Raw genomic sequence first — 593 nt, forward strand, 5'->3', positions numbered from 1 at the left:
AGCACTAGAGTCGTCGAACGCCCCCTTTAATCCTACGCGGGTTTGTCCAACCTATAGTTACCTATTAGGCTTCGCTAATTGGTAACTTCAGAGATCTACCTTTGATCATTGGATGAACCTTGTGCAAAGTATTCCATCGCCTAGAGCAAATACAATCATAACGGGAAGCATTCCAATTTTTGTTTTCGAAGTGTCGGTAGTGAAAAAAATGATTGCAGGTATCATATAGCCGGCCTTAAGGACAAAACTCCATGGGATCGCAATAACTGCCAAGATTGAAGCTGGGAATGTAAGGGGAGAATACCAGATACTGTGCATTAATGTTTCTGGGATTTCGTTTATTTCAATTTCGGGAAGTAGCGCTATAAATGTCCCGACTGAAAATCCGAGTAAAATACCTAAAAGTGCGATGAATGATCCCTTTATTGGCGAGCATATGCCATCTACGATTGCTTCCAACGGACTGTAGTCGCTAATGGTTTTCATTCTTCTGTAGATCGGCGAGGTGTATCACGCAGTGAGCGCAGCGAACGGAGTTGATACGACCGACTGGATATACCCTCGGGCTGTTCCAATGCGCTCAATCTGCTCCG

General features: G+C 44.4%; 1 protein-coding gene. It reads right to left on the bottom strand.

Features of this window, described 5'->3' with window-relative positions; all coding sequences use genetic code 11:
- Positions 1-105: 105 nt before the first annotated feature.
- Positions 106-486, bottom strand: coding sequence for a hypothetical protein (locus QEH59_RS18665; protein ID WP_308986901.1), 381 nt, complete (start codon positions 484-486; stop codon positions 106-108).
- Between the last annotated feature and the right edge of the window lie 107 nt (positions 487-593).

The sequence above is a fragment of the Thalassobacterium sedimentorum genome, from assembly GCF_031127905.1.
In the GTDB taxonomy this organism is placed as follows: Bacteria; Verrucomicrobiota; Verrucomicrobiia; order Opitutales; family Coraliomargaritaceae; genus Thalassobacterium; species Thalassobacterium sedimentorum.